We start from the raw sequence: 22,399 nt of genomic DNA on the forward strand, positions 1-22,399 counted from the left end.
GACCCGCTTGACGACGATAAAGGCGCCAGCATGCGCCATCAGGGGCATTCGTGGCGTCAACCTGAGCTTCACCGTTCGGCAGAGTAGGATGACGCTGTTGTGGATTGGTTATCCGCGGCGCCGCTGGCTGATCAGCTGCCTTTCCTTCATATGCCGCTGCCACCCATACAGACCCGATCCGAACCATGCGCCTGTAACCGTTCCGTCATCCCTTCCTGCTCTGGTTCGCAATGTACGAGATTCGTTTCGATCATTTGACCATGGCACTCTGGCCACGCCCGGAACCGATTCAATGACCCAGCTACCCACACTCACGGACGAGGCACTGCTCGATCGGCTGCAACATGCCGCATTCGGCTACTTCCTGCAGACGGTGAACCCAGTCAACGGCCTGGTGGCCGATACCTCGCGTGACAATTCCCCGGTCAGCATTGCGGTCGTCGGCTTTGCGCTGTCGGCGTATCCGGTGGCGGTGGAGCGCGGCTGGATGGAGCGCACCGATGCCGTCCAGCGTACGCTCGCGGCGCTGCGTTTCTTTCGCGACGCTGATCACAGCGGCAGCCCCACGGCGACGGGTTACAAGGGCTTCTACTATCACTTTCTCGACATCCACAGCGGTGTGCGCGTGTGGCAGTCGGAGCTATCGATGATCGACACGGCGCTGCTGATCGTCGGCATGCTTACCGCCGGCATGTATTTCACCGCCGATACGCCGGATGAAACCGAGCTGCGCGAATTGGCCGATTTCCTTTATATGCGCGTCGACTGGAAGTGGGCACAGGGCGGCGGACATACCATCAAGCAGGGCTGGAAGCCGGAGAGCGGATTCCTGCACTACGGCTGGGAGGGCTATAGCGAGGCTATCGTGCTGTATGTGCTGGCGATGGGGTCGCCGACGCACCCTATCAGCGGCGATTGCTACGCCGCGTGGACGGCCACCTATCAGTGGGAGAACCTGTACAACTACGATTACCTGTACGCCGGTCCGCTGTTTATCCATCAGTTCTCGCATGCGTGGATCGACCTGCGCGGTATCCGTGACAGTTTCATGCGCGAGAAGCGCTCCGATTATTTCGAGAACAGCCGCAACGCCGTCGCCATCCAGCGTCGGTATACGGAGCTCAATCCGTATCAATTTGTCGGCTATGGCGAGAATTGCTGGGGACTCTCCGCCTGCGACGGCCCCACCGGCGAGCAGCCCGACCTGTTCAACGAGAAGCGACGGCTGTTCGGCTACGCGGCGCGTGGCGTGCCATACGGCCCGGATGACGGCACGCTATCGCCGCCGGCCGTGCTGGCGTCGTTGCCATTCGCGCCCGAGCCGGTGCTGCTGGCCATCCGCAACATGCTGACGCGCTATCCGCAGATGCTGACGGACGATCGGCTGGCCGGCGCTTTCAACCCGAGCATCGGTTTCGGCCCCGAGGAACCGTGGGTGTCGGAAGGGCACTATGGTCTCGATCAAGGCGTCGTTTTGATGATGATCGAGAACCATCGCAGCCAATTCATCTGGGAACTGATGCGTGGTTGCCGCTATATCACCGACGGCCTGCGCATCGCCGGGTTCGAAGGCGGCTGGCTGGGCGAAACCACCGAGCAGGAGAGTGCTGATGTCGCCCTTTGACGCCAGGCTCAACACGCCGCAGGACGCCTACGAAGACAAGCGCCTCGCGGACCTGCATCCGCAGTCCTGGGTCAATCCCAAGGCGCTTGATCGCTACCCGCTGGTCATCATTGGCGGCGGATCCGCGGGCATCGCCGCCGCGGAGCTGGCCTGCACAATGGGCGTCAGGGTGGCGATGATCGAAAGGCACCTGATCGGCGGTACCTGCCTCAACACCGGTTGCGTGCCCTCCAAGGCGCTGATCCGTACCTCACGGCTGTATGCCGAGATGCGCGATGCCGCAAATTACGGTGCGAAAGTTCCCGACAACATCGAAGTCGACTTTGAGGCGGCGATGGCACGTGTGCGGCGTATCCGCAGCCATCTCAGCGGTGACTCGTCGGTGCAACGGCTTGCTGCGCAAGGCATCGATATATTTTTCGGCCGTGTGAATTTTACCGGACCCGATACGCTGGTGGTGAACGACCAGGAGTTGCGCTTCAGCAAGGCGATGATCGCCACCGGCACGCGTCCGCACATACCCAACATACCGGGATTGCGGGAAGCCGGTTTCCTGACCAATGCCAACGTCTTCAACCTGACCGAACTGCCCAAGCGCATGCTGTTGATCGGCGGCGGCCCGCTCGGCTGCGAAATGGCCCAGGCGTTTTGTCGACTGGGTGCGCGAGTCACCCTGGTGCAGGACAAGCCGTTGTTTCTCGAGAAGGAAGAACGCGATGCCGCGCAGATTCTTTCCGACGCGCTGGCGCGCGACGGGGTTGAGGTTCGGCTCAATACGCAAGTCACCGCCGTGCGCGTGGAGGATGGCCGCAAGTTCGTTGATCTGGTCAGCGCCGATTACCACAGCACCGTCGAAGTCGACTCGCTCGGCGCCGGCGTCGGTCGCATGCCGAACGTGCAGGGGTTGGACCTCGAAGCTGCGGGCGTCGATTACGATGAGCACAAGGGCATCACCGTCGATGATTTCCTGCGCACCAGTAATCCACGCATCTATGCGGGCGGCGATGTCTGCCTGGAAGAGCAGTACACCGATACGGCGGCCGCCTCGGCACGCATCGTGGTGCACAACGCCTTGATGCGCGGCAACAAGCGCTTCAGCCAGCTGGTCATCCCGTGGTGCACTTATACCGATCCCGAAATCGCCCATGTCGGCATCTACGTTCGCGACGCGAACCGAAAAGGCATCCCGATCAAGACGTTTACGGTGCCGATGCACGAGGTCGATCGCGCCGTAACTGACAGCGAAGAGATCGGCTTTGTGAAAATCCATATCCGGGAAGGCACCGATACCATTCTCGGCGCCACCATCGTGGCTCGTCATGCCGGCGAGATGATCAACGAGATTACCCTGGCCATGGTCGCCGGGATCGGCCTGAGCACGCTGGCGAAAGTCATCCACGCTTACCCGACCCAGGCCGAAGCAATCCGCGAAGCGGCCAAGGCCTATGTCCGGACGCGCGTCTCATCGCGGCTACGCGCAAGAATGCAGCGATGGCTCGCGCGCTGACCGCTATACCCATGCAGGCTTGTTACGCTCACGCCGATTTATCGATGGCCTGCGTAGGATGGCGGCCTTGTGATCACGTTACTTCAACCTAAGGACACACTATGGAACTGGGCATGATCGGTCTCGGCAAGATGGGCGCCAACATGGCGGAACGTCTTGTGCTCGGGGGCCACAAGGTGACTGGCTTTGATCCAAACGCCGACGCGCGCAAGGCACTGGAGACGAAGGGCGCGGGTTCGGCCGACTCGCTGCAGGCTCTGGTCAAGGCGTTGCCGACGCCGCGCGTGGTTTGGTTGATGGTGCCGTCCGGCAAGATCACCGACGACACCGTCAACGCGCTGATACCGCTGCTGGCCAAGGGCGACACCGTGATCGACGGTGGCAACTCCAACTACAAGGACAGTGTGCGTCGCGCCAAGTTGTATACCGACAACGGCCTTGGCTATGTCGACTGCGGCACCAGCGGAGGTATCTGGGGCCTGAAAGAGGGCTACAGCATGATGGTCGGCGGCGACGAGAAAACCGTCGATGCGCTGAAGCCGATCTTCGAGACGCTGGCTCCGGCCAAGGCCCAGGGCTGGGGTCGTGTCGGCCCGGTCGGCTCCGGCCACTTCACCAAGATGGTCCACAACGGTATCGAATACGGTTTGATGCAGGCCTATGCCGAAGGCTTCTCGATCCTGCAGCACAAGCAGGAGTTCGGCCTCGACCTCAAGCAGATCGGCGAGATTTGGCGCTACGGTAGCGTTGTGCGTTCATGGCTGCTCGATCTGACCACCGATGCACTCGGCAAGAACCCCAAGCTGGACGGTATCGCGCCCTACGTGGTCGACTCCGGCGAAGGTCGCTGGACCGTGGATGAGGCGATCGACCTCAACGTGCCCGCGCCGATCATCACCGCCTCGCTGATCGAACGCCTGCGCTCGCGCGACACCGAGTCGTTCTCCGACAAGCTGTTGTCGGCCATGCGCAACGAGTTCGGCGGGCATGAGATCAAGTCTGAGAAGAAATAATCGGGCGGGATTCGCGCGCCGTGGTTTCGGGACACCGGGATGTCCCGTCCGGCGACGTAGGTTGGGGTGAGCAACGCGAACCCCAACGTTCGACGCGCGGCCAGGCATGCCGTTGTCACCGCCGCGCCGACCGGAATGCCCAGACACAAAGGCTACCGGCGACGATCAGCGCGATCCATGAAAACCAAACGGGCACCGCAAAGGGGCCCACTTGCACCGGCCACTGATTGAAGGCCCGGATGGCCTGGATGACGGCCACTACGCCGAAAATGACACCTGAAACCAGCGCATAGGTGCTTTGCATGACGTGGTCCTCCTCTTCAGCAGCATGGCCAGTGACACTTTACGCTTGAACCGACATCTGGGCGGTGTTGAGTCTTTCCACGCGTCCGTTCGGGGATGACATCGCGAGTAGATAGAAAAGTAGTTGCCATGACGGCCTGCCTGCAGCTTGAGTGAGCTTTACGGCGCATCTGCTTTCGCCGTCACACTGAAGTGCTGAACGAGCGGCTCAAACTCCAAAAGATAGTCCTGATCTTCGGGATAGTATTTGGCCTTGAGCACGTCATCGCCAGCAAAAGCACGAATGCAGTCCTCGGATTCCCAATACGTCACTGTCAGGAAATGGGTTGCGTCACCTTCGTCTCGACGTAGCACGGCAACACTCAGGTTGCCCGGAACGGACTGATAGTCCGGGATCGCCCTTTGTTCAACAAAGCTTGCATACGCGTCGGCTTTTGAACGCGGGGTACGGCCATGCCACATGCGACAGATCATGAGACCTCCACAGGGACCTTCCAATGAGCGACGCAATCGATGTTCAGCCGCCAAGTGCATGCGGTCAAGTGTTTGAAACTTGCCTGGGTACTTCCGAGGTCGTCATTCCTGCGTAGGCAGTAACCCAGTCCTTTTCAACATCAACACTGGTCGCCGAGTGCTTTTCGTGTGATCCCGGCAAGGTTGCTGTAGAGCAACGAACGCCAGACGCACTCACCCCAACCGCAGCAACTTCCGCACCGTCGGCAAATTGCGGCGGCTGATCTCGGGACTGAGCTCGGTGCCGTCTATGCGCGCCAGTACACGGCCGTCGGCGAGGGTTTTCAGGCCGAGCAGGCGCGCGGGGGGCACCAGGCAGTTGCGGTGCAGGCGGATCAGCTGATCGGGGTAGGCCTCTTCCAGCTGACGCAGTGATTCCTCGATCAGCAGTTCGCCGCGCCGGTGCTGCACCACCACGTATTTCTCCTCGGCAAGCAGGCAGATCACTTCGTCCAGCGCGATGCGGATCTGTTCGCCGCGCATGCGGCCGTGCAGGTAGGCGGCCGGTTCGCGCGGCTGGTCAGCGAGCCGGCGTTGCGCGCGCTGCAGCGCATCGCGCAGGCGCTCCAGCCGTACCGGCTTGAGCAGGTAGTCGACCGCGCCCAGCTCGAACGCCTGTAGCGCGTGGGCTTCGTAGGCGGTGCAGAAAATCACCTGGGCACGCGTGCGTCCGGACAAGCGCTGCGCCAGCGCGGTGCCGCTGAGGCCGGGCATGTTGATGTCCAGCAGCAGGATGTCCGGATGCAGTTCGCCGAGCGAGGCGAGTGCGGTTTCGCCATCGCCGACGCTGCCGACGACTTCCACGCCGTCGCATTCGCCGAGTAGCGCAGCCAGTCGGGCGCGCGCCAGCGGTTCGTCGTCAATGATCAGTACGCGCATCACGTAGGCTGTCCGGGAAGTTGCAGCTGCACCACGAAGCGATCACCTTGCGCACCGGCCTGCACCCCGCCACGCGGGCCATAGCGATAGGCGATACGTTGGCGCACGCTGTCCAGGCCGTGACCATTGCCGGGTGCGGAGGGACTGGCGGGCAGTGGGTTGATGATCTCGATACGGACACCATCGCCGTCACGACGTCCGCGCAGGGTCACCTCGCCACCGTCGAGCAGCGGCTGGATGCCATGGCGAATGGCGTTCTCCACCAGCGGTTGCAGCAGCAACCGCGGCAGCGGGAAATCGGGCGGCAGGTCATCCACTTCGCGCTGCACGCGCAGGCGCGCGCCGAAGCGCAGTTGCTCGATCGCCAGGTAACGCTCGATCAGCGCCAGTTCCTCTCCCAGCGTGCCGTCGGCGGTGTCGTGCTGACCCAGCGCGGCGCGAAACAGTTCGGACAGATCCTCCACCGTGCGTTCGGCGGCGGCCGGATCGACGTGGATCAAGGCGGCCACCGTGTTCATGCTGTTGAACAGGAAGTGCGGGCGAATACGCGCTTGCAATGCTTCAACCTGCGCCCGCGTCACCGCTGCCAGCCGCGCCTGCCACTGCGCCAATACGTAGAAGTAGCGCAGCATCGCCGCACCGAGCAGCGCCGCGATCACGACGTTGTCGCGCACGAAGACGCCCATGCTGGCTTTGATCAGCTGCATCTCCAGCGAGCCATCGAACCAGTGCGCCGCCGTGCTGGCGGCGAGCACGATCAATACGATCAGCAACCACACGCCGACATACGGAGTGCGCCCCGGCAGCCGTTGCAGCAGCGGCCGCAGCTTGCACAGCGCCACTGCGACCACCAGCACCATCCAGGTCACGAACAGCATGCTGACGCTGTAGGCCGACCAGTTGCGTTCATCGCGCGCCAGCCACATCACGGTCACGGTCAGCGCGCCGACGACAAACAAGGCGAACAACGCAGGCAACCCGCAGAAATCCGGCAGCGGACTGTGTTCGGCGCGGCCGCGCGGGCCGTTGGCGATAAGGGATGCGCGCATGTGGACAAGTATGCCGCACCGCGGGCGCGATCAGTCGATGGGAGCAGCCTGATCGAATCAGCTGATCGAGTCAGCCTGATCGAATCAGCCCGTTCCAAATCGCGCGGTCGAAACCGCGCGGTCGAATTAGATCAGCCGCTGCCCCAGCCAGTCACGCAGGTCACTGATCTCCTCGGCGCAGACCGCGTGCGCCATCAGGTAGGTATGCCACTCGACGGCATACCCCAGCGATTGCAGCAGGTCACGCGAATCGACACCACGCTGCAGCGCAACGACCGGATCCAGGGTGCCGTGACCCCAGAATATCGGGATGGCCGCATTCGCCGCGCTGCGCTCGGCGGCAAGCGGCGCATGCATCGGCAGATAGGTCGACAGCGCGATGATCCCGGCCAACTTTTCGGTGTGACGCAGGCCGGCCGCCAGGGCGATCGCGCCACCTTGCGAGAAGCCGGCCAGCAGGATCCGTTCGCTCGGTATGCCACGGGCATGTTCGCGTTCGATCAGCGTTTCGATCTCGTCGACCGAGGCGCGCATGCCTGCTTCGTCCTGCCGCGCACCGAGGTCGAACGCGGCGATGTCGTACCAGGCACGCATCGACATGCCGTTGTTGATGGTCACCGGACGTACCGGCGCATGCGGAAACACGAAGCGCAGCGATGGCCATGCGCGATCCACCAGTTGCGGCACCATCGGCGCGAAATCGTTGCCGTCGGCACCCAGTCCATGCAGCCAGATCACGCTGTAGCGGGGACTGGCAGCGGTTTCGAGTTCAAGAGCGGGCAGGGTCATGGCTTGGTCGTGACAAAAGGGAAGGCCGATATCGTAGCAGCCGCCTCGCCGAACACGTGCCAGGCGCGCACCCCTGACTTATGGCACAGCCCGCCACGCGGCACCGGCGTGCTCGGGTATGCTGATTTTTTTGCCCGGGGATACTTCATGCGCCGACTGCTGCTTGCCGGTCTCGTTGCTTTCGCTGTCTTGCCAGCGTCGGCGGTTACGCCGCCAGCGTCGGGTCCGCTCGACATGGAAACCATCATGGCCAATCCGGACTGGATCGGACAGGCGGTGGAATCGCCGTACTGGAGCGCGGACGGCCGCAACCTGTATTACTCGCTGAAGCGCGACGGCAGTCCGGTGCGCGATCTGTATCGGCTCGACCCGACCAGCGGGCAAAGCACGAAGCTGGACCCGGCCGCGATGGCGCAGGCCGACGGCCCGGCGGTATTCGATCACGCGCATCAGCACGCGGCTTTCATCCTGCATGGCGATGTATTCCTGGTGGATCTGGCGAGCGGCCGGCGCGTGCAGGTAACGCGCACGCCGCAGGAGGAATCCTCGCCGCAGTTTTCTGCGGATGGTCGTGCGCTGCAGTACCGCGACGGCAACAACTGGTATAGCTACAACCTCGCCGGCGGCGTTACGGCACCAGCGGCGGTGTTGAATTTCGCCGATGATCCGCAGGCGAAACAGCCTGACGAACTGGGTGACCTGCAGCTCAAGCTGTTCAAGACGCTGCGTGAGATCAAGGCCGACAAGCAGGCCATGCGCGACGAGGACAAGGCGCTGGCGGCAGCCGATCCGGGACGTGCGCCGCAACCGTTCTGGCTTGGCGACAAGTCCAGGGCGGTGGATACCGAACTGTCGCCGGATGGCCGCTGGATGCTGGTAGTCACCGCGTCGAAGGATTACGCCAAAGGCGAAGCACCGAAGGTCATTCACTACGTCACCGACAGTGGCTACACCGAACCGCAGAATGCTCGCACCTACGTGGGTCGCAACGATCCGGCGCCGCAGTCGCTGCTGCTGCTGGACCTGGTCAACCACAAGTCCTATCCGCTGAAGACCGACAGCCTGCCGGGTATCAAGGACGATCCGCTCAAGGCGCTGCGCAGCCAGGCGGTTGCGGCGCTGGAGAAAGTCGACAAGCACGATGAAGCCAAGGCGCTGAAGGCGCCCGAAGTGCGTGCCGTACGCATCATCGCGAACTCCGAAGATGGCGGTGGCGGCGGTATCGTGTGGAGCGACGACGGCAGCCATCTCGCGGTGCAACTGCGCGCGATCGACAACAAGGATCGCTGGATCGCCAACGTCGACTTCACCCAGCACTCGCTGGTCAATCAACAACGCCTCACCGATCCAGCGTGGATCAACTGGAACTTCAATGATTTCGGCTGGCTGAAGGACGGTCGCACGCTGTGGTACATGAGTGAGGAGTCCGGCTATTCGCAGCTTTACACCAAGCCGCTGGACGGCAAGGCAAAGCAGCTCACTTCGGGCAAGTTCGAGGTCAGCCATCCGCTGCTGACCGATGACGGCCAGTGGTTCTACGTGCGTACCAACCAGCTCGCGCCGTACAGCTACGATGTCTATCGGCTGCCCGCCACGGGCGGCGCGCTGACCCGTGTCACGAACTATCAGGGCATGGACGAGTTCAAGCTGTCGCCGGATGGCAGGCAGCTCGCCGTGCTGCATTCATCGCCCTACGTTTTTGCACAGCTGGCAGTACAGGATGCTGCTGGCGGAACCCCGCGTGAGCTGACCAATACCATGCAGCCGGCGTACACCGCGCACGCGTGGATCACGCCGAAAATCGTCCAGGTGCCGTCGTCGCACGGTGCCGGCGTGATCTACGCAAAGTACTACGGCCCCGCCGACGAAACCGCGGCGGCCCCACGTCCGGCCGTGCTGTTCGTGCATGGCGCCGGCTACCTGCAGAACGTCACGCTGTCGTCGACCTACTACTTCCGCGAGCAGATGTTCAACAACCTGCTGGTGCAGCAGGGCTTCGTGGTGCTGGACATGGACTACCGCGCCTCCGAAGGCTACGGGCGCGCCTGGCGTACCGCGATCTACGAGAAGATGGGCCATCCCGAGCTGGAGGACCTGCTCGACGGAAAGGCCTGGCTGGTGAAAAACCACGGCGTCGATCCGCAGCGCCTCGGCGTTTATGGTGGTAGCTACGGCGGCTTCATGACCGAGATGGCCTTGCTGCGTGCGCCAGGTGAATTCGCCGCCGGTGCCGCGCTGCGCGCACCATCGGACTGGACCAGCTACAACGACGAATACACCTCCAACATCCTCAACGACCCGAAGCTCGATCCCGCCGCATACGAGACCAGCTCGCCGATTGAATTCGCAGCGAACCTGCGCGATCCACTGCTGATCGAACACGGCCTGATCGACGACAACGTGATGAGCAGCGACTCGATCCGCCTGTACCAGCGCCTGCTTGAACTGCACAAGCAGAACTTCTGGATCTCGCTTTACCCACTGGAACGCCACGGCTTCCAGCACCCCGACTCCTGGTACGACGAATACCGTCGCATCGATGAGCTGTTCAATACGTATGTGAAGCCGGTAAGGGCGTCTGCGGGTAACTGATCGATTCGGTGCCCTTACACCGTTCGCCCTGAGCGTAGGCCGCAAGGCCGAAGTCGAAGGGCGAATGGGTGCCTCCTGGCGGCTGAACAGCTCAGCCGCTCTGACGCAAGCCTGCTGCTTCGCGGGCCAGCAATTCGATACCCGCCCAGTCACGAGCAACAAGTTTGTCGGTCGGGGTCAGCCATGAACCGCCCACACAGATCACGTTCGGCAGCACGAGAAAGTCAGCCGCGTTGGTTAGGCTGATGCCGCCGGTCGGGCAGAAGCGCAGCTGCGGCAGAGGGCTGGCCCAGGCGCCGAGCAACTTGTGACCGCCAGCGGGAACGGCCGGAAAGAATTTCAGATGGCGATAGCCACGCTCCAGCAAACTCATCGCTTCGCTGGCGGTGGCGACGCCGGGGAGTAGCGGCAGTTCGCAGTCGTCGGCGGCATCAAGCAAATGCGGCGATACTCCGGGCGAAACCGCGAAGCGCGCACCGGCCTGCAGTGCTGCATGAAGGTCACGCGCGCTAAGCACGGTGCCGACACCGATCACCGCACCTTCCACTTCAGCGGCAATCGCTCGAATCGCCTCCAGAGCAGCGGGTGTGCGCAGGGTGACTTCGATCGCCGGAGTGCCGCCAGCTACCAGCGCGCGCGCCATCGGCACTGCCGCGCGTGCGTCGTCGATCACCACCACCGGAATCACCGGCGCCAGTCGCATCGTGGTTTCAATCTGTTGCTGCTTGTGTTCGATGCTGCTCATGAATTCACTCGCTAGGTAAATTTGTAGGAGCGCACCCTGTGCGCGAGCCCCTTGTTGTGGGAGCGACTTCAGTCGCGATGTCGTTTGTGAAGTCCCGGTAGTGCATTCGCGACTGAAGTCGCTTCCACAGGCTTTCTCGCATAGGGTGCGCTCCTACGGGATACCGTCATAGCACGCCGGCACCGAGATCGGCGGTGGTTGCCGCTTGGCGGAACAGGCCGAACAGTTCGCGGCCCATGCCGCTGTGCTGGGCGGACAGGTCGGCGGTATGCGGGAGGCGGGCGTCCAGTTCGTGCGCTTCCATGAGGACGTCCAGACGGCCGTTCACCGCGTCAAGACGGATCATGTCACCGTTGCGGATTTTCGAGATATTGCCGCCGGCCACTGCTTCGGGCGTTACGTGGATTGCGGCGGGCACCCGGCCGGAGGCGCCGGACATGCGGCCGTCGGTGAGCAGCGCGATACGATGACCGCGGTCTTGCAGCAACGCCAATGTCGGCGTAAGTTTGTGCAGCTCCGGCATGCCGTTCGCCTGCGGACCCTGGAAACGCACTACGGCAACAAAATCGCGATTGAGCTCGCCGCGCTTGAACGCGGCAGGCAGTTCGTCCTGATCCTGGAACACGATGGCCGGTGCTTCGATCACCAGCCGATCGTCCGGCACCGACGACACCTTGATCACGGCGCGACCCAGATTGCCTTGCAGCATGCGCAGGCCGCCATCGGCGCGGAACGGTTCGTCGATCCCGCGCAGCACGCCGCGGTTGCCGCTCTGTTTCGCCACGCGCTGCCAGTGCAGTGCGCCGTCGGCATCCAGTTGCGGGATCTGCGCATATCCGTCCAAGCCGGTGCCGAAGATGGTGTTCACATCCGCATGCAGCAGGCCGGCGGCGAGCAGCTGGTCGATCAGGAACGCCATGCCGCCCGCTTCGTGGAACTGATTCACGTCGGCGTAGCCATTCGGATAGACGCGCGCCAGCAACGGGATCACGCCGGACAGCGCATCGAAATCGTCCCAGCGCAATGCGATGCCGGCGGCATGCGCGATCGCCACCAGATGCAGCAGGTGGTTGGTGGAGCCGCCGGTCGCGTGCAGGCCGATCACGCCGTTGATGATCGCGCGCTCATCGACGATGTGGCCGATCGGCAGATAGCCTTCGCCGAGCGCAGTCAGCGAGCCGATGCGACGCACCACGTCGGTAGTCAGCGCGTCGCGCAGCAGTGTGTCCGGCGCGGTGAAGCTGGCACCGGGCAGGTGCAGGCCCATGATCTCCATCAGCATCTGGTTGGAGTTCGCGGTGCCGTAGAACGTGCAGGTGCCGGCGGTGTGGTACGAAGCCGCCTCCGCTTCCAGTAGCTCGGCCTTGCTGGCCTTGCCGTCGGCGTATGCCTGGCGCACCTTTGATTTCTGCTCGTTTGGAATGCCGCTGGGCATCGGGCCGGACGGCACGAATGCAGCGGGCAGATGACCAAAGCTCAGTGCGCCGATCAGCAGGCCCGGCACGATCTTGTCGCAGATGCCCAGGTATAGCGCGCCATCGAACATGTCATGCGACAGCGCCACCGCGGTCGCCATCGCTATCAGGTCGCGCGAGAACAGCGACAGCTGCATTCCGGCGCGGCCCTGGGTGACGCCATCGCACATCGCCGGCACGCCGCCGGCGACTTGTGCGGTAAACCCGGCGTCGCGCGCAATCTGGCGGATCAGCGCCGGGTAGCGCTCATACGGCTGATGCGCGGAAAGCATGTCGTTGTATGCAGTGATGATGGCGAGGTTGGCGCGCCGGCCGCTGCGCAACGCTGCCTTGTCCTCGGTGCCGCAGGCGGCGAAGCCGTGTGCGAGATTGCCGCAGGATAGATGTTCCCGCTGTGGACCGCCGCGGTCGACGGCGTCGATCCGGCGCAGATAGGCCGCGCGCGTCTCGCGACTTCGTTCGCGCAGACGTTCGGTGACTTCGGCAACGACGGGGTGCAACGTACTCATGCGAAAACTCCGAAACTGAGACCGCGTGAGCTGAAGACACGCGTGTGTGCGATGTGGATGATCAAAGACGAAACAAACGATGAGGCATTACGGGCACCAGTACACCGCCACCGGCACGCGTTGCTGGGTCAGCACCGCTTGCACCGGATAGTTCTGCGCGGCGCCTAGACCGAGCCGCACATCGGCGAGTATGTCGCGCTTCTTCACGCCGGTGACCAGTAGATACAGCGCGCGCGTATTCAGCAGCGTCGGCAGGCTGAGCGTGATACGTGGCTCGCCGGCATCGGGTGCGTGCATCGGCAGTACCGGGGCGCGACCATTGAGATCCAGCGCTTCGGCCAGATGATCGCCGCCAGGGAAGAATGAGGCGGTATGACCATCGTCGCCCATGCCGAGCACCACGGCATCAAACGGCAGGGACAGTGCGTTGATGCTGGCAGTGACGTCGGCGAGCCCGGCCTCCGGCGTTGGCGCGCCGGTGTAAAGAGGCACGAACCGCGCGCCGCTGGCGGCATGCTGCAACAGCAGCGACTTCACCAGTTGCGCATTGGAACGCTTATCGCTCTCCGGCACCCAGCGTTCGTCGACCAGGGTTACCTGCACGTTGGCCCAGTCCAGCTGCTCGCGCGATAGCACGTCGAAGAAATCTTTCGGTGTGGTACCGCCGGAGACGGCCAGCACCGCATGGCCGCGCTCGGTCAGCGCAATCCGCAGTCGCTCGGCAACACGTTCGGCCAGTGCGAGGGCCTGTGCCGAACAATGGGTGAAGCTGTGGGTGGTGACGTTCAAATGGGTCGTCATGGCTGATGGTGACGCGTCCCGCGCTCAATGGACGAAGGCGCGCGTCTCATGGGGAAGGGAGGCAAAGTCTGCCGCAGGCATCGACATGGTCGAGTGAAGCGGCAGTAAAGATGAACAGCTATTCACTGTCGTCGTTCCAGGTGCGGCCATCGCGTTCGATCAGCGCCACGGCGGCGCTCGGACCCCAGCTACCGGCGGCATACGGCCGCGGCGCTTCACCGCTGGCGGCCCATGCGGCGAGGATCGGATCGGCCCAGCGCCACGCCGCTTCCACTTCATCGCGGCGCATGAACAAGGTCGGATTACCGCGCACTACATCGAGCAACAGGCGCTCGTACGCATCGGGCTGTTGCACGCCGAACGCTTCCGCAAAACTCATGTCCAGCGGCACGTGGCGCAGGCGCAGTCCGCCGGGTCCGGGGTGCTTGATGGTCAGCCACAATTTCACGCCTTCGTCCGGTTGCAGGCGCAATACGAGCCGGTTTTGCGCCAGCGGGCCAGCGGCGGAATCGAAGATCGAATGCGGCACCGGTTTGAACGCCACCACAATTTCCGACACCCGGTTCGGCAGGCGCTTGCCAGTGCGCAGGTAGAACGGCACGCCAGCCCAACGCCAGTTCGCGATTTCCGCCTTCAGCGCCACGAAGGTTTCTGTATTGGATTTGCCGTGGCCCAGCTCATCCGGATAACCGGGCACGCTGGCACCTTCGGCCACGCCGGCGCGGTATTGTCCGCGCACGGTGAGCTGCGCCGCGTTGCTGTCATCAATGGTTTTCAGTGAATGCAGGACCTTCAGCTTCTCGTCACGCACGGCATCGGGCGCAAGTGATGATGGCGGCTCCATCGCCACCATGCACAGAAGTTGCAGCATGTGGTTCTGCACCATGTCGCGCAGCGCGCCGGCACGGTCGTAGTACGCGCCGCGATGGCCTACGCCGAGCGTTTCGGCCACGGTGATCTGCACGTGATCGATGTGACCGGCATTCCACAGTGGCTCGAACAACGCATTGCCGAAGCGCAGAGCCAACAGGTTCTGCACCGTCTCCTTGCCAAGGTAATGATCGATGCGGAAGGTCTGCGATTCGTCGAACACCCGACCGACCGCGTCGTTGATCTGGTTCGCGCTGGCCAGGTCGCGGCCGATCGGCTTCTCCATGACGACCCTCGACGCACCCTTATTGAGTTCGTACTGGCCGAGCCGCGCACAGATATCGACGAACAACTCAGGCGAGGTGGACAGATAGAACACGCGCACGTGGTCCGGTTGCGCCTTGATCAGCGCGGCGAAGTCCGCCCAGCCTTCATCCTTGCGCGCATCCAGCGACCGATAGGCGACCTGTTGCAGAAACGCATCGAGCTGTGTCGCGTCGACGGTGCCGCTCAAGGAGGTGCGCAATAGCTCGCGATAGCCGTCGTCGTCCAGCGCCTCGCGGGCGATGCCTATGATTCGGCTGCTGGCGGGAATCTGGCCGTCGACGAAGCGATGAAACAGGGCGGGCAGCAGCTTGCGCACGGCGAGATCGCCGGTGCCGCCGAAGATGACCAGGTCGAACGGATCGACCGGTAGGGAAGAAGGGCTCACACATTCACCTCGACACGATGCCGGATGGCAGGCGGCAGGCCAACGGCGCAGCTGCCCGGGTTGAGGCTGATCGTACCAGTGAAATACCAGATCGGCCACCCGTATGCATACGAATTCATTGGATCCATCCGTTTATTGAGGGTGCTCCTCGTGGCGGGTCGTCTGTTGGACTCCCGGCGGGATGGGCTTGCACTCAGTGGTTTGCTATTGGTATCTTTACTGTCATGGAAAGCGCCCTGGCCAATGAATACACCCGAATCTGCCGCGACCCGGCCACGCATCAGCCGCTGGCCTATCTGCGCCTGCGCCGGGCGATCCGCAATGTGGTCGAGCATCGCGACATCGAACCGGGTCAGGCGCTGCCCAGTGAGCGAGATCTGTCGCAGGCACTGAAACTGTCGCGGGTCACCGTGCGCAAGGCGATCGCCGGTCTGGTCGAGGAGGGTCTGTTGACCCAGCGGCATGGTGCCGGCACCTTCATCGCCGAACGCATCATCAAGCCGATGTCGCGGCTGAGCAGCTTTACCGAGGACCTGCGCGAGCGCGGCCTGCATCCGCGGTCGGAGTTTTTCGAGCGCGGCCTCGGTGAGGTGACACCGGAAGAATCGATGGCGCTGAACCTGTCGCCCGGCTCGCTGGTCATACGGTTGCACCGCGTGCGTTACGGACAGGACGAACCGCTCGCGATCGAGCGCAGCGTCGTGCCGGCCAGCGTGCTGGCAGATCCGATGCTGGTGCACGACTCGCTTTACGAAGCGCTGGAACGTGTGAACTGCCGGCCGCGCCGCGCGCTGCAAAGGCTGCGTGCGGTATCGCTGAATGCGCAACAGGCGCGTCTGCTGCACGTTGCCGCGGGTAGCGCGGGTTTAAGCATCGAGCGACGCAGTTTTCTGGACGACGGCCGCGTGGTCGAGTTCACCTGCTCCTGGTATCGCGGCGACATCTACGACTTCGTCGCCGAATTGCAGACTGATTGAGCAGGTCGACTGCCTATTCGTCCGACTGAATATCCCCTTTGATACGACCGCCTCGAGAGCCGCTTTGAACACACCCGTCATGCATGCACGCGACACCCTGATGTACCGCGAGGCACACGAGTCGGCCGAGGTCGTCGAACGCCAGTTCGCTGCCAACGACAGCGTGGTCACGGCGCTGGCTCAGTCGCTGCGCGCGCAGCCGCCGCGCTTTATTGTTACCTGCGCGCGCGGCAGCTCCGATCACGCCGCGGCGTATGCGAAGTACGTGTTCGAGACGCAGCTGGGCATCGTCACGGCGTCGGTGTCGCCATCGGTCACCTCGGTCTACGCCGCTGCACAGCAATGGGAAGGCGCGCTGTTCATCGCGATCTCGCAGTCGGGCAAGAGCCCCGATCTGGTGCGCAACGCGCAGGCCGCCAAGCTGGCTGGCGCGCGCGTTGTGGCGATGGTGAATGTCGAGGACTCGCCGCTGGCGGCGATTGCCGATACGGTGATTCCGCTGCATGCGGGACCGGAACGCAGCGTCGCCGCGACCAAGAGCTACGTCGCTGCGCTGGCCGCGGTGCTGCATCTGTGCGCTCGGTGGCGCGGTGATCGTGCGCTGGTGGATTCGCTGCATGCGCTGCCGGACGCCTTGCGTTCGAGCTGGGATGCCGATTGGTCCGCGTTGAGCGATGGCCTGGTCGATGCGCATAACCTGTTTGTGGTCGGTCGCGGTTTTGGTCTCGGCATCGCGCTGGAGGCAGCGCTGAAATTCAAGGAAACCTGTGGTCTGCACGCCGAGGCGTTCAGCGCGGCCGAGGTAAAGCACGGCCCGATGGCGCTGGTCGGGCCGAATTTCCCGGTGCTATGTTTTGCCCAGGATGACGACACACTCGCTGGCACGTTGGCGGTGGCCGATGAATTTCGCAAACGCGGCGCAAAAGTTTTCGTCGCGGCGCCCGGTATGCAGGGCAGCGGCATGCTGCCGGTGTTGGCCGGCTTGCCGGCACTGTGCACGCCACTACTGATCATCCAGAGTTTTTATCGTGCTGCCAGCGGACTGGCCTTGCTGCGGGGTTTCAATCCCGACGTGCCGCCGCACCTCAACAAGGTGACAGAGACAGTTTAAGAGCGGGACGGTTTGAAAGCAGGGACCGTTCAAGAACAGGGACGAACGACGCGAGGCGAGCAACAACCGTCGACGTTCCCGCTACTGCGCAACGATCCATCGACTCCACGCATGCCCAAGGTCAATGACATGACTCTCGCTCTCATCAATGGTCGTGTACTCACGGGGCACGGTTGGCAGAACAATCTCGCGGTGCTGCTGGAGGGCGGACACATTGCCGATCTGCTGCCGCCGGACGACCCGCGCATACGCAACGCGCCACAGCACGATCTCCAGGGCGCCAGACTGCTGCCCGGCTTCATCGACGTGCAGGTCAATGGCGGCGGTGGCGTGTTGTTCAACGACGCGCCCACCGTGGAAACCATCCGCCAGATCGGCGCGGCGCACCGGCGCTACGGCACCACCGGGTTTTTGCCGACGCTGATCAGCGATGACGTGCAGGTCATGCGTGCCGCGCTTGACGCGGTGGAGCAGGCCTTGGCCGAAGGCGTGCCCGGCGTGCTCGGCATTCACCTGGAAGGACCGTATCTGGCCCCGGCACGCAAGGGTGTGCATGACCCGAAATTTTTCCACACGCCCGGCAGCGACGAGCTGGCGCAGCTGTGCGCGCCCCATCGCGGAGTGCGCCTGCTCACGCTGGCACCGGAGCGGGTGCCGCTGGCCAGCATCGGTGCGCTCGCGGCCGCAGGCGTCATCGTCTGTGCCGGCCATACCGCCGCCGACTACGCGACGACGCATGCCGCGCTGGCCGCAGGCGTGCGTGGCTTCACCCATCTGTTCAACGCGATGACCCCGTTCGGCAGCCGCGAACCGGGCGTGGTCGGTGCAGCACTGGAGGATGTCGACAGCTGGTGTGGCGTGATCGTGGACGGACATCACGTACATCCAGCCAGCCTGCGCGTGGCGATCGCCGCCAAGCCGCGCGGCAAGATGCTGCTGGTCACCGATGCCATGCCGCCGGTCGGCGCCGATGATCCCCACTTCGTGCTCAACGGTGAAACCATTACCGGGAAAGACGGTATCTGTCAGACCGCGCAAGGGGTGCTGGCCGGCTCGGCGCTGGATATGGCCAGCGCGGTCCGAAACGCGGTGCAAATGCTCGGCTTGCCGCTGGGCGAGGCGGTGCGTATGGCCAGCACCTATCCCGCTGATTTTCTCGGCCTCGGTGCCAGCCACGGCCGCATTGCCGCCGGCTACCAGGCCGATCTGGTGGTGCTGGACGATGAATACCACGTTCAACAGAGCTGGATCGCCGGCGTAGCCAACGCTTAGCCCTTTGGGAGAGGGTTGGGGTGAGGGGTTCGGCCGGAGCGCGGGGATTCATACCAGGCCGAACCCTCATCCGTCGCTGCGCGCCACCTTCTCCCGATGGGGGAAGGGAGGGCCAGAGACTGAAGTCTGCCCCTGCCTTTCGGCAGGGGCAGACTTCAGGCACATTCATAAATTACGCGCGGCTGGCATAAAGCACGCATGATTTTGCGAACTGCCCGCGACACCCGTCGCGCGATGCGCAGGGTTCGCGACACTGCAATGGAATGCCGGCCACACCGGCCACACCGCGGAGCCCCGTGAACATTTTTGCGCCCCTGATTCGTCGCCCGGTTGGCACGTCGTTGCTGGCCATTGGCCTCACCCTGGCAGGCTTCATCGCCTACCTGATGCTTGGTGTTGCCGCGCTACCGTCACTGGATTTCCCCGGTGTGTATGTGACGGTCAGCCAGCCTGGCGCAAACGCACAGACGATGGCGAGCACGGTGCTGGCGCCACTGGAACGTCACCTCGGGCAGATTCCCGGCATCGACGATATGTACGGCAACGCCAGCGAGGGAGTTGCCTCGGTGAGTGTGCGTTTCAAATTTTCCCGCACCGCGGACAGCGCAGCGCGCGACGTGCAGGCGGCGATCAACGCCGCGGCGGTCGACCTGCCTGCCTTGCCGAGTCCGCCGCAGTACTTCAAGTTCGACACCTCGCAAATCCCAATCCTGTTCATCACGCTGACCTCGACCGGGCTGCCGCAGGACAAGCTGTACGACCTCGCCGACACGCTGCTCAAACCCGTGGTGGCGCAGATCCCGGGCGTGGCCCAGGTGCAGGTATTCGGCGGCACGCCGCATGCTGTGCGCATCGAGCTGAACAGCAATGCGCTGGCCGCCAAGGGGCTCACCGGCAACGACATCAGCAATGCGTTGCGTGCGGCGAACGTCAGCTCACCCCAGGGCACGTTGAGCGACGGCCAGACCCAGATGACGGTCGACGCGAATGACGCCCTGCACGAGCCAGCCGAATTCGCGCAGCTGGTGATCGCGGTGAAGAACGGCGCGCCAGTGCGTCTGTCTGATGTGGCGAAGGTCTATGGCGGCCAGCAGGACCAGTACCAGGGCGCCTGGTACAACACGGACCGCACGGTCGGCCTGCAGATCACCCGGCGGCCGGAAGCGAACGCCGTGGCCACGGTGGAAGCGATTCGCGCCAAGCTGCCGCAGTTGCGTGCCTCGCTGCCGTCGAGCGTGACCATCACGCCGACCTTCGACCTCACCCAGACCACCAAGTCGGCATTGCATGAGGTGGAGGTGACGCTGCTGATCTCGATCGTGATGGTGGTGCTGGTGATGCTGGTGTTCCTGCGTCGGTTGCGTCCGACCCTGATTGCCATGCTCAGTATTCCGCTATCGCTGGCTGGCGCCTTCGTGGTGATGTGGTCGTTGGGCTACACACTCAACACGCTGTCGTTGGTGGCGCTGGTACTGTGCATCGGCTTCGTGGTCGACGACGCGATCGTGGTGATCGAAAACATCGTGCGCCATATGGAGCATGGCCAGCCACCGTTGCAGGCGGCACTGACCGGCGTGCGTGAGATCGGATTCACGGTGGTCTCGATCACGCTCTCGCTGGTCGCGGTGTTCGCCCCGCTGCTGTTCGGCAACAACATGCTGATCATGCTGCTGCGCGAATTCTCGGTGACGCTGACTGCGGCGGTGGTGATCTCCGCGCTGGTTTCGTTGACGCTGACGCCGGCACTGTGCGGACACCTGCTGGCGCATGAGCCGGCCAATCCGCCGCCACCAGGCCGGCTCGAACAGGCTGTCGAGCGTTTCGACCGCGGCCTGCACCGCACCTATGAGCGGGCGCTTGACTGGGCGCTGCATCATCGGCGGATCATGCGCTGGCAGCCGCTGGTCTTGCTGGTGCTGACCGGTGTGCTCGCATTCGCCACGGCCAAGACCGCCGGCGGCAGCTTCATGCCGGAAGAAGACACCGGCCAGCTGGATGTGCAGGTCCGCGCCGACGCGAACATCGCGCCGACCCTGATGGCCGAGCGTGCAAAGCATGTGGCGCAGATCATGATGGCCGATCCGGCCACCACGGATGTGTTGACCTTGCTCGGCACCAACGGTGGCGATGGCGGCGCCGTCGGCAACGGTGCGCAGATGTTCGTCGACCTCAAGCCGCGTGGCAGTGGTCCCGGTGAGCGCAACGAGGGCATCAAGTCGGTGATCGAGCGGCTGTCCAAGAAGTACGACGCGCTGCCCGACGTGAAGGTCGCGGTGACGCCGGTGCAGTTCCTCGGCGGTGGCGGTAGTGGCGACAATGCCGGCCAGTACGAATTCCAGCTGATCGACAGCAACGACGGCGACCTGCAGCCATGGGCGCTGAAGATCGAGCGGCAGATGCGCACGATGAAGGAATTCAGCGACATCACAAGTAACTTCGACCTGGTCGGCAAGCAGCAGATGCTGCGCATCGATCGTGCGGCGGCGAGCCAGCTGCAAGTGGGCGTGGGCACCATCGACTCGGCGCTGTACAGTGCGTTCGGCCAGCGTCTGGTGTCGCAAATCTACTCGGACCTCAACCAGTATTGGGTGGTGATCAGCGCCAGCCCGAACGAGATGCTGAGCCCGGAAGCCCTGCTGAACATCCGCGTGCGCAGCACCAGCGGCCAGATGATTCCGCTGTCCGCGCTGGCGCATATCGAGCCGAGCATGAGCCCGTTGCGCATCCGGCACCACAACCAGATGGAAGCGGCCACGATCAACTACAACCTGGCCAAAGGTGTGGCGCAGGATGCCGGCATCAAGCTGGTGGAGCAGACGGCGCTTGCGATCGGTCTGCCCGACGGCATGCGGGTGGATTTCACCGGTGCGAACCAGCGCCTGCAGCAGGCACAGTCCAACGGCATGGTGCTGCTGATTGCCTCGATCGTGGCGATGTACATCGTGCTGGGCATCCTCTACGAGAGTCTCGGCCATCCGCTGACGATCCTCTCCACGCTACCCGCTGCAGGCGCTGGCGCGTTTCTCGCCATGCTGGTGACGCAGACGCAGATCTCGCTGATGGCCATCATCGCGATCCTGATGCTGATCGGCATCGTCAAGAAAAACGCGATCCTGATGGTCGACTTCGCCCTGGTCGCCGAACGCGAACGTGGACTACCCGCACCGGACGCGATTCGCGAGGCGGCGCTGGTGCGCTTCCGTCCGATCACCATGACGACGCTGGTTGCGATGGGCGCCGCATTGCCGTTGGCGATTGGTTTCGGCGTTGGTTCGGAAATGCGCCAGCCCCTCGGCATCGCCATCGTCGGTGGCCTGCTGGTATCGCAGCTGCTGACCCTGCTGAGCACCCCGGCGATCTATCTGTGGAACTACGACCGCAAGATCCGCCAGGCAGCCCGCCGCGCCCGCCGCGCCGAAAAGCGCCTGCTGAAAACCGGTGGCATGGCGCCCAGCAGCCCAGCCTGAGAAGTGCTGCCGTGCTCCCTCCCCTGCGAGAAGGGGGCGAGCAAGACTGCAGCCCAGCCTCAGCTGCTCCCTCCCCTGCTTGCCCCGAAGAAGGGACTCCCTTCGGTCGCACGGGAGGGTTGGGGAGGGGTCGCTCTTCGCCACGAAGGTCAAAAGCTCTACCCCCTCCCGGCCTCCCCCTGTGAGCAGGG

The 22,399-nt window shown here is 63.6% G+C and carries 18 protein-coding genes; 8 read left to right on the forward strand and 10 right to left on the reverse strand.

The window, feature by feature from the left end:
* Window positions 1–292: 292 nt before the first annotated feature.
* The 3 genes from HDE77_RS11500 (at window position 293) to gnd (ending at window position 4,144) form a co-directional block, all read left to right on the forward strand.
* Window positions 293–1,624 carry a glucoamylase family protein gene (locus HDE77_RS11500; RefSeq protein WP_184417480.1) on the forward strand — a complete coding sequence of 444 codons (1,332 nt, stop codon included), beginning with the start codon at window positions 293–295 and terminating at the stop codon, window positions 1,622–1,624.
* The gene (locus HDE77_RS11505; protein ID WP_184417481.1) at window positions 1,611–3,131 is read left to right on the forward strand and encodes a mercuric reductase; all 1,521 of its coding nucleotides are present in this window, start codon (window positions 1,611–1,613) and stop codon (window positions 3,129–3,131) included. Before HDE77_RS11500 ends, HDE77_RS11505 begins: the two co-directional genes overlap by 14 nt.
* A gap of 101 nt (window positions 3,132–3,232) precedes the next feature.
* Window positions 3,233–4,144 (forward strand): phosphogluconate dehydrogenase (NAD(+)-dependent, decarboxylating), encoded by a 912-nt coding sequence (gnd, locus tag HDE77_RS11510; protein WP_184417482.1) that lies wholly within the window; start codon window positions 3,233–3,235, stop codon window positions 4,142–4,144.
* Window positions 4,145–4,259: 115 nt separating this feature from the next.
* On the opposite strand, the gene HDE77_RS11515 is transcribed toward gnd, so the two are convergent.
* The 5 genes from HDE77_RS11515 to HDE77_RS11535 all read right to left on the reverse strand — a co-directional run bounded on the left by HDE77_RS11515 (window position 4,260) and on the right by HDE77_RS11535 (window position 7,677).
* Complete coding sequence (locus HDE77_RS11515) at window positions 4,260–4,448, reverse strand: hypothetical protein (protein WP_184417483.1); 189 nt, start codon at window positions 4,446–4,448, stop codon at window positions 4,260–4,262.
* 158 nt (window positions 4,449–4,606) lie between these two features.
* Window positions 4,607–4,921 (reverse strand): antibiotic biosynthesis monooxygenase, encoded by a 315-nt coding sequence (locus tag HDE77_RS11520; RefSeq protein WP_184417484.1) that lies wholly within the window; start codon window positions 4,919–4,921, stop codon window positions 4,607–4,609.
* A gap of 213 nt (window positions 4,922–5,134) precedes the next feature.
* On the reverse strand, window positions 5,135–5,839 hold the full coding sequence (locus HDE77_RS11525; protein WP_184417485.1) for a LytTR family DNA-binding domain-containing protein: 705 nt from the start codon (window positions 5,837–5,839) through the stop codon (window positions 5,135–5,137).
* Entirely contained in the window at window positions 5,839–6,888 is a 1,050-nt protein-coding gene (locus HDE77_RS11530) for a histidine kinase (RefSeq protein ID WP_184417486.1), read from the reverse strand. Before HDE77_RS11530 ends, HDE77_RS11525 begins: the two co-directional genes overlap by 1 nt.
* A 126-nt stretch (window positions 6,889–7,014) precedes the next feature.
* Complete coding sequence (locus tag HDE77_RS11535; RefSeq protein WP_184417487.1) at window positions 7,015–7,677, reverse strand: alpha/beta fold hydrolase; 663 nt, start codon at window positions 7,675–7,677, stop codon at window positions 7,015–7,017.
* 147 nt (window positions 7,678–7,824) lie between these two features.
* On the opposite strand from HDE77_RS11535, the gene HDE77_RS11540 reads away from it, so the two are divergent.
* Window positions 7,825–10,269 carry a prolyl oligopeptidase family serine peptidase gene (locus tag HDE77_RS11540; protein ID WP_184417488.1) on the forward strand — a complete coding sequence of 815 codons (2,445 nt, stop codon included), beginning with the start codon at window positions 7,825–7,827 and terminating at the stop codon, window positions 10,267–10,269.
* Window positions 10,270–10,360: 91 nt separating this feature from the next.
* Here the strand turns inward: HDE77_RS11540 and eda are convergent, their stop codons facing one another.
* The 5 genes from eda to HDE77_RS20540 form a co-directional block, all read right to left on the reverse strand.
* Entirely contained in the window at window positions 10,361–11,014 is a 654-nt protein-coding gene (eda, locus tag HDE77_RS11545) for a bifunctional 4-hydroxy-2-oxoglutarate aldolase/2-dehydro-3-deoxy-phosphogluconate aldolase (RefSeq protein ID WP_184417489.1), read from the reverse strand.
* A 166-nt stretch (window positions 11,015–11,180) separates the two neighbouring features.
* Complete coding sequence (gene edd / locus HDE77_RS11550; protein WP_184417490.1) at window positions 11,181–12,998, reverse strand: phosphogluconate dehydratase; 1,818 nt, start codon at window positions 12,996–12,998, stop codon at window positions 11,181–11,183.
* Window positions 12,999–13,085: 87 nt separating this feature from the next.
* Window positions 13,086–13,799, reverse strand: a complete 714-nt coding sequence (gene pgl, locus HDE77_RS11555) for a 6-phosphogluconolactonase (protein WP_184417491.1) — start codon at window positions 13,797–13,799, stop codon at window positions 13,086–13,088.
* 118 nt (window positions 13,800–13,917) lie between these two features.
* The gene (zwf, locus tag HDE77_RS11560; RefSeq protein ID WP_184417492.1) at window positions 13,918–15,381 is read right to left on the reverse strand and encodes a glucose-6-phosphate dehydrogenase; all 1,464 of its coding nucleotides are present in this window, start codon (window positions 15,379–15,381) and stop codon (window positions 13,918–13,920) included.
* Window positions 15,378–15,500, reverse strand: coding sequence for a hypothetical protein (locus HDE77_RS20540; protein ID WP_255482680.1), 123 nt, complete (start codon window positions 15,498–15,500; stop codon window positions 15,378–15,380). Before HDE77_RS20540 ends, zwf begins: the two co-directional genes overlap by 4 nt.
* A gap of 105 nt (window positions 15,501–15,605) precedes the next feature.
* Between HDE77_RS20540 and HDE77_RS11565 the strand changes: the two genes are divergently transcribed.
* From HDE77_RS11565 to HDE77_RS11580, 4 genes are all read left to right on the forward strand, one after another.
* On the forward strand, window positions 15,606–16,358 hold the full coding sequence (locus HDE77_RS11565; protein ID WP_184417493.1) for a GntR family transcriptional regulator: 753 nt from the start codon (window positions 15,606–15,608) through the stop codon (window positions 16,356–16,358).
* A 79-nt stretch (window positions 16,359–16,437) separates the two neighbouring features.
* Window positions 16,438–17,469, forward strand: coding sequence for an SIS domain-containing protein (locus HDE77_RS11570; RefSeq protein ID WP_184417598.1), 1,032 nt, complete (start codon window positions 16,438–16,440; stop codon window positions 17,467–17,469).
* A gap of 129 nt (window positions 17,470–17,598) precedes the next feature.
* Window positions 17,599–18,741, forward strand: a complete 1,143-nt coding sequence (gene nagA, locus HDE77_RS11575) for an N-acetylglucosamine-6-phosphate deacetylase (RefSeq protein ID WP_184417494.1) — start codon at window positions 17,599–17,601, stop codon at window positions 18,739–18,741.
* Between the two features lie 296 nt (window positions 18,742–19,037).
* Window positions 19,038–22,208, forward strand: coding sequence for an efflux RND transporter permease subunit (locus tag HDE77_RS11580; protein WP_184417495.1), 3,171 nt, complete (start codon window positions 19,038–19,040; stop codon window positions 22,206–22,208).
* The last annotated feature ends 191 nt before the right edge of the window (window positions 22,209–22,399 follow it).

Source organism: Rhodanobacter sp. MP7CTX1 (genome assembly GCF_014205795.1).
Taxonomy (GTDB): Bacteria; Pseudomonadota; Gammaproteobacteria; order Xanthomonadales; family Rhodanobacteraceae; genus Rhodanobacter.